The sequence below is a fragment of the Pedobacter sp. genome, assembly GCF_035566355.1.
Lineage (GTDB): Bacteria > Bacteroidota > Bacteroidia > Sphingobacteriales > Sphingobacteriaceae > Pedobacter.
This window is the reverse complement of sequence record NZ_DATMRL010000704.1, coordinates 1-7,686: the sequence shown is the minus strand read 5'-3', so window position 1 is coordinate 7,686 and position 7,686 is coordinate 1. Positions and strand designations below refer to the sequence as shown.

Annotated in this window: 5 protein-coding genes; 3 read left to right on the top strand and 2 right to left on the bottom strand. The window is 39.8% G+C overall.

Annotated elements, in window-relative coordinates:
* Window positions 1-1,459: SusC/RagA family TonB-linked outer membrane protein (locus tag VNZ46_RS27710; RefSeq protein ID WP_325564672.1), on the bottom strand; the 1,459-nt coding region annotated here is incomplete at its 3' end.
* Window positions 1,460-1,711: 252 nt separating this feature from the next.
* The gene (locus tag VNZ46_RS27705; RefSeq protein WP_325564670.1) at window positions 1,712-2,167 is read right to left on the bottom strand and encodes an NUDIX domain-containing protein; all 456 of its coding nucleotides are present in this window, start codon (window positions 2,165-2,167) and stop codon (window positions 1,712-1,714) included.
* 79 nt (window positions 2,168-2,246) lie between these two features.
* Here VNZ46_RS27705 and VNZ46_RS27700 point away from each other — a divergent pair, with 79 nt between their 5' ends.
* The 3 genes from VNZ46_RS27700 to VNZ46_RS27690 form a co-directional block, all read left to right on the top strand.
* On the top strand, window positions 2,247-2,843 hold the full coding sequence (locus VNZ46_RS27700) for an RNA polymerase sigma-70 factor (RefSeq protein ID WP_325564668.1): 597 nt from the start codon (window positions 2,247-2,249) through the stop codon (window positions 2,841-2,843).
* A gap of 71 nt (window positions 2,844-2,914) precedes the next feature.
* Window positions 2,915-4,123, top strand: a complete 1,209-nt coding sequence (locus VNZ46_RS27695; protein ID WP_325564666.1) for a FecR family protein — start codon at window positions 2,915-2,917, stop codon at window positions 4,121-4,123.
* Window positions 4,124-4,380: 257 nt separating this feature from the next.
* On the top strand, window positions 4,381-7,686 hold a 3,306-nt coding region (locus VNZ46_RS27690), incomplete at its 3' end, for a SusC/RagA family TonB-linked outer membrane protein (protein WP_325564664.1).

Sequence of the window (7,686 nt, the reverse complement as noted above, 5' to 3'; positions counted from 1 at the left end):
CTTTAAGTTTGAAATTCTTAATAAATTCATAGTCTGCAAATGCATTGGCAAACAAGCGAAGGTTAGTGATGGAGTTTGTATTTAAAGTAGCCGCTGCTATCGGATTACCCAATGTGTTTGTATAACCCGCCGGACTGTTTTGATAGGTGAATGCACCGTTACTGTCATAAATTGGAACACCTGGATTGATCCTTAACGCATCAAGCAATGTGCCTCCACCTGCACCGCCTGTTGTATTTACATTAGCCAGATTTTGCTTATCATAAGAGATCTGGGAATTCAAGCCGAAATTAATTTTTTTACTTATTGCCCTGCTAAAATTGTACCTCATTGTTCCCCGTTGGTAACCGGAATTTAAGATAATTCCCTTTTGGTCGAAATAGTTAAAACTCAACAGATACTTTGTTCCATCGGAACCACCCATCATAGAGATATTTGCATTTGTGATGGGTGCCGTTCTAAATAATGCTTTCTGATAGTTGGTTCCTTCACCTAACGCATTGATCTGGTCTTGTGTATAGGGGATAGGTGTTTGTGTTGTGTTGTTTTGATTCAAATAGGCGGTTACCTTATTCAGATAAGTAGCAAACTCACTGGCATTCATCATGTCAAGCGTTTTACCTACTTTTTGAAAGCCGGAATAGACATCAGTATTGATTACATTTTTACCACCTGATCCAGACTTTGTGGTGATAATAACAACCCCGTTTGCTCCCCGGTTGCCATAGATAGCGGTAGATGAGGCGTCTTTTAAAATGTCTATAGAAGCGATATCATTTGAATTCAGTGCGGTGATATCTGCACCTGCATAACCATCGACAACGTACAAAGGATCACTGCTAAAATTGATAGAATTTGTTCCTCTTACACGTACGCTGAATGAGGCTCCGGGCTGCGAATTGGTTTGCGTTACCTGTACACCACTAACCTGACCCTGTAACATTTGGGCTGTTCCAAAAACAGGTGTTTTCTCTACATTGGTTAAACCAACGGAGGCAACGGAACCGGTTACATCTTTCTTTCTCTGAGTGCCATAACCTACTACAACCAGTTCGTTCAGGTTTTTGGAATCTGAAGTTAATTGTACATCGATTTTAGTCTGATTTCTTACCGTGACCTCCTTTGGACTAAAGCCTATAGAAGAAACAATTAGTACAGAGTTAATGTCTGGAACTCCAATGGAATACCGGCCGTTAACGTCAGTAGATGTCCCTGTATTTGTACCTTTTACTTTGATACTTGCTCCCGGCAGTGGGAGATGGTTTTCATCGGTAACTGTTCCTGTTATAGTGATTGTTTGCTGATTGCGGGCTGCGTTAAACGTGATACCATTGTCCAATTTACCACGTGCAGGATCAGGAGCCGGCTTGGCCCATGCATTTCCAATCAGGGGTAAACTGAAAACAATTTGTAAAAACGCAACCTTACATACTTTCGAATGTAAAAGTCTTGATTTCATGATTTTAGGTGATAAGTTTTTTAATCTTTTTGTGTTAGTGTTGTTGGTAATCAACAAAGACTATGAGCCGTTCGTTATTTTCATAAGGCTTTGAATTTGGTAAATATTTAGGTTAGAATGTATCAGGACTTATAGGGTCCATAGTCAAACATAAGTTGATTATTTGAACAGTTTTCAAGTTTTAACCAGTTTATTTACGGAATCGTTTCCGCCAGATGCAAAATGGATCCTGGGAACTGTGCTATAAAAATCTTAAGCCCAGCTTATTAATTCATCTAAAAAACCGATCTGACGTTCGTTGATCTTCAACCGGGCTTGTGTAAGATTAAACCACTCCGCCCGGTCTATTTCAGGAAATGTTTGAACCTTGCCCGATTTAGGAGGCCATTCCAGGTCAAACATATTACAAACCACATTAGAGGTATCCAGTTCTCCAGATACCGCCCAGCAATATACTGTTTTGCCACCTTTTTGAATTATTGGACTTAGTTCCTTAAAGTCTCCCGAAGGGGTATAGCCTGTTTCTTCTTTAAATTCCCTTAAAGCGGTCTGCAACAGATCCTCGTCTTTTTCAGGCTCTCCCTTGGGAATGGTCCACCAGCCTGCATCCTTATTTTTAAAGAAAGGCCCACCTGGGTGCACCAATAAAACCTGGATCTGACCCAGATTCTTTTTGTATAGTAATATTCCTGCGCTGGTTTTGCCCATTTACAAATATATTATACTTCTGATGGTTTATATCCTGTTATATTTTATATTAGCACAATAAAATCACTTCAATTTATCCATGGACACCCTGCCAGAACAAAATGGTCTCTCAATTGTATCCAACTTTAAGGCAGGAAATGAGAGCGCATTTGATGTGATCTTCAATCATTTGTACAGTCCATTATGTGTGTTTGCCCAAGGAATCGTAAATGATCACTTTGCTGCTGAAGATATAGCACAGGAAGCTTTTGTGAAACTCTGGGAAAAACATGCTGACTTTGATCATTTCCCATCTATACGTTCTTTCCTTTATATCACGGTAAAAAATGCTGCTTTTAATTTTCTGGAAAAGGGTAAGGTAAAGCAGAAGCATCAGGATTATGTACTTCAACATGATCTAAGTGTTGAAAGGAGTATTCTTCATGGTATTATAGAGGCAGAAGTTCTTCATAATATTGTTTCGACTATTGAGACTCTTCCCGAGCAATGTCAGCGTATTATAAAAATGACTTTTTTAGAAGGCCTTAAACCTAAAGACATATCGGCTAAACTTGGTATTTCGGTGAGTACAGTCAACAATCAAAAAATGAGAGGTTTATCCCTGTTAAAGGAAAGACTTACTCAACGGGATTTCTTATTTTGTGCAACTGTAATTATTCACGGTTTCTGGAAATAATAAAAATATTTTAAAATCCTTTAGATAAAATAAGGGGCGTTCCTGTTCTATATACAAAACAGGTACCTCATATGGAAGAACAGAAAGTTCAGCATTCCTTTAAAATTGCTGGCTTAATTACAAAATACATGAATAAGAGTCTTGAACCGGAGCAGCAGCAAGAGCTGATGCAATGGATCAATGACGACCCTGCCAATGAAAGCCTGTTTAAAAAATTAAATAGTGAAGACGCGCGGGAGCATTATTTTTCCAGTCTTAAGACCTTTCCGGCAACAAATGCATTGGTTAAGGTAAAAGGCAGGATACATAGCGCACCCAAAGTGTTGAAAATGGGAAGATCGAAACAGCAATGGTTGTACGCATCTGTAGCTGCAGTGTTGTTGCTGATTTCCGTTGGTATCTGGTTTATCATAGTAAAGAAAACAGACGATGAGGAACTTCGCTATGCCACGGCGAATATTTCGCCAGGAAGAAGTGTGGCTACGCTCACATTATCTAATGGGAAAAAGATCAGTCTTGACAGTATAGCAAACGGTAGGTTCGCGGAACAAAGTGGTATTTCTATTAGTAAAACAAAGGACGGAAATCTTGTTTACCAGATCACCGACCAGCCAACCGGCATAAGTAATGATCAATTCAACAGTATAGAAACTCCAAAAGGTGGAACTTACCAGATCAATTTACCGGATGGTACTAAAGTATGGCTCAATGCTGCGTCTTCGCTGAGATTTCCTTTACATTTTTCTCAAAAGGAAAGACGCGTTGAATTGACCGGAGAAGGGTATTTCGAAGTCGCCAAAGACAAAACCAGGCCATTCTTCGTTAAGAATGAGGCTCAGGAAACCAAAGTTCTGGGTACGCATTTCAATATCAATGGATACAGTGACAATACATTTGTACAAACTACACTGATTGAAGGCTCAGTTCAGGTTTCCGGTTTTTCGAAGGCATCACATGCCGGGCATGTGGTCTTGAAGCCTGGCCAGCAATCGGAGTTAAATTCGGAAAAACTTTTGGTAAAACCTGCTAATCTTCAGGAAGTGATGGCCTGGAAAAATGGAAACTTTCTTTTTGATGCCATGGAGTTAACCAATATACTTAAACAACTCAACCGCTGGTATAATATCAGTGTCGATTATAGTGGTGTTCCAGATCTTCGCCTCACTGGTTATATATCAAGGAACGAGTCTCTATATCGTGTTTTACAGATGCTTGAAATTACTGCAAATGTGAAATTTAAAGTGCAAAATAATGTTTTAAAAACCTCGATTAAAAAATAGATGCCTATGTAACAGCGATACTATAGACATGCCGGAAACTCTTAAGAAGAAATTTCCAGAAAAATAAACCGGCTGCGCAGCCACGCAGTCCGGTTCTATTAAGGCAGTAAGACAGCAATTAAACGCAAATTCAACTAAACAATCAACCACCTTAACCTTCCAAAGATATGGAATTCATTATTCTATGCAATAACCTGCATGGCCCAAAGAAGAATGGCCGGTGCCTCCGGTTTTTAAAATCTAAAACGATTTTAATTATGAAACTCACTGCAATCATTTTAACCATCGCTTGTCTGCAGGTCACTGCAGCTGGCTATTCCCAGCAAGTTACCCTCTCGGAAAAAAATGCGTCTTTAAAAGATGTACTGTTAAAGATCAGAGAACAAAGCAAATATCAAATCCTTTTCAATGACAGTTGGCTGCTGAAAGCAAAGCCAGTAAATATTAAAATAGATAAAGCCCCAATAGAAGAGGTCATGGAACGCTCCTTAGAAGGTCAGCCCTTTGATTACCTGATTTCTGATAAGACAATCCTCATTACGCTAAAGGAAGTGAACCTTTTTAACCGGGTGATGAACTATATAAAAACGGATGAAATTATTGGTAAAGTATTGGATGAAAAGGGAATCCCTATGCCTGGTGTAAGTGTTAAAGCAAGAAGGAGCGGAAAAGTCGCCATTACAGATCAAGGTGGTAATTACCGGATCCTGGTAGAAGACAATGATATCCTTATTTTTTCTTATGTAGGATACAGTTCGACAGAGCAGCCGGTAAAAGACAGGAAAATGGTAAATGTTACATTGGAGCCTAATCCTGCGCAATTGGAGCAGGTTATGGTTACCGGATATCAAACCATATCAAGAGAGCGTGCAACAGGTTCATTTACCCAGATTGGCAGGGATGTCTTGAATAGCCGACCTGTTTCAAACTTATCTACTGCTTTACAGGGCATGGTCGCCGGTATGCAGGCCAAAGAACGGGCAGACGGTAGTGTAGATTTTCTGATCCGCGGAAATACCTCCTTGTATGCGGACAAAAGCCCCTTGGTTGTGGTAGATGGTTTTCCGGTATCAGCAAGTGATTTCTCTGACATCAATCCAAATGACGTTGAATCTGTTACTGTATTGAAGGATGCCGCCGCAGCTTCAATTTGGGGCGCACGAGCAGCCAATGGGGTTATTGTAATTGTAACTAAAAAACTAAAAGGAACGAGCAAACTCAAAGTAGAAGCAAATGTTTTTACGCGTATTTCTAATAAACTCAATCTGGATCAGGTACTTACCCAGGCCAACTCAGCAGATCAGGTGGCTTATGAAAGAAAAGCATTTGACAACAACTGGACATTTTTTCCTTACTCCGGTTCATTTGGGGACATCTCCAATTCTTTAACCCTGGCACAGGAACTTTTATATGCCAATAAGAATGGAACCTTAAGCACCGCTGATATGAATGCCGGGCTTGATCGTTTAAGTAAGATAAGCAATCGTTCGCAGATTAAAGACTTATTGCTGCAAAATGCAATTCTCGATCAGTATAATGTGAACCTGCAGTCAGGTACAGAAAAATCAAAGAGTTATGCCTCTATACTTTATGAAAAAAACAAAGGTAATTATGTAAAAAATAAATACGATAGATTCAATTTAAACTTCAATAACAGTTATCAGCTGGCCAGCTTTTTGAATTTTAATATTTCTGCCAATCTCCAGTATAAGAGAATGGAAAGCAGTGGTGCAACTATAGCAGAAATTCAGGACCTTTCTCCATATGAAATGCTGCTCAATCCAGATGGAAGCTATGCAACCAACCTAAATACGTATAACCGGGAACAACTCGGCCTGATTCCTGCTTCAAAATTCCCCTATTCTGATTGGTCTTATAACCTGTTGCGTGAGGTCAATGGAAGAAAACTGACAAACCAGAATCTAAGTGCGAGAATACAAACAGGGTTGAACCTGAAAATCACAAAGGGCTTAACTTTTGACACTAAGTTCCAATATGAAAGAGCAAAAGTAGATTACAAGGACTATTACGATGAAAGCACATTTTTTGTAAGAAGTCTGGTGAATAGCATGACTGAATACAATGATAATACAAAAACTGTAGGGAAATCTTATATCCCAAAAGGGGGCATTTTAAAGGGGCGTACCGTACTCAATGATGATGGATCAACAACCGACTTACCCAATACAGATTTAGAAAGTTTTCTGGTGCGTAATCAGTTGAATTTTGATAAGACCATCGGATCGAAGCATAGTATTTCGGCTATTGCAGGTATGGAAATTTCCCAATCGACCTTAAATACCAGGATTAATCCTTATGCCTATGGATATTCAGAAGATAAACTGCAGGCGGCTGTCCCTCCATATGGATATGGAAGTCCGCTGGATCAGTTCACAGACTTCGAAGGTAACTCTGGTGTAACTGTTCCAGGTGGAAATACAACTTTTGGCTGGAAACGGAATAAATTTGTTTCATTTTACGGAAACGCCTCCTATACTTATGATAATAAATACACTTTAAGCGGAAGTGTTCGTAGTGATGCGTCTAATTTTATTACTGATGATCCAAAATTACGTTGGTCTCCACTGTGGTCTGTTGGGGCAAAGTGGAATTTGAAAAACGAAGATTTTATGGACAACATGAAGTCTGTTAATCGTCTGGAACTCCGTTTAACTTATGGTAAAAATGGAAACGTTGAAGGCTCTACCTCAACAAAAGCCCTGCTAAATGTTGGTACCAGCTTGAACCCAAATACGGGAACCATTACGGCAACAATTGCGGATAATGGAAATCCATTTTTGCGCTGGGAGAAAACAACCAGTACAAATCTAGGTGTTGATTTCGCTTTGTTCAATAACAGGCTTTTCGGAACTATAGATGTTTATAATAAAAAGGGCGAGGGAATTATTGGTCTTGTAGCTCTGCCTGCTGCCACCGGAACGACCAGTCAAAAATTCAATAATGCAGGGATAACCAACAGAGGTGTTGAGATCACATTGGGTACAAACGTTGATATTCCAAATACTCCGATTCATTACACGACCTCGATTAATTACGCTTATAATTACAACAATATCAATAGCTTATTTAATCCGTCGCTGTATGTATTCCAGATGATTGGCGGTGCATTTGTGGAAGGCCGGCCGGTAAATTCCATTTACTCCTTTGAGTACAGAGGTATGAAAGACGGCGTACCTCAGGTTGCCGGACCAAACGGAAGTCTGATCTCCTTTAATGACCTGGCGCCATATAACAGGGGACTTGGTTTACCTTTCCTTAAATATGAAGGAACTTCAACACCACCGCACACATTGGGCTGGGTTAACAATATCAAAGTTAAAGATTTTAGCTTGACAGCCGTTTTCATAGGGACGCTTGGTGGAGTATACCGCAATCCTGTTTTTGATTATGCTGCTACAGTCGGTTTTGGAAAGACCTTTGTCAATAAATACATCAGCGAAGTGCTGGCAGGTAATCCAAACCTTCCTGGATTTGCGCTTCCAAATGAAACCAGCACTTACCGCTGGGACCGTTATGCGCCAAATCTGAGTAGTCTGGTTGAA

Coding starts and splice junctions, on each gene's coding strand:
- VNZ46_RS27705 (WP_325564670.1), bottom strand. CDS start 2,167: ATGGGCAAAACCAGCGCAGGAATATTACTATACAAAAAGAATCTGGGT.
- VNZ46_RS27700 (WP_325564668.1), top strand. CDS start 2,247: ATGGACACCCTGCCAGAACAAAATGGTCTCTCAATTGTATCCAACTTT.
- VNZ46_RS27695 (WP_325564666.1), top strand. CDS start 2,915: ATGGAAGAACAGAAAGTTCAGCATTCCTTTAAAATTGCTGGCTTAATT.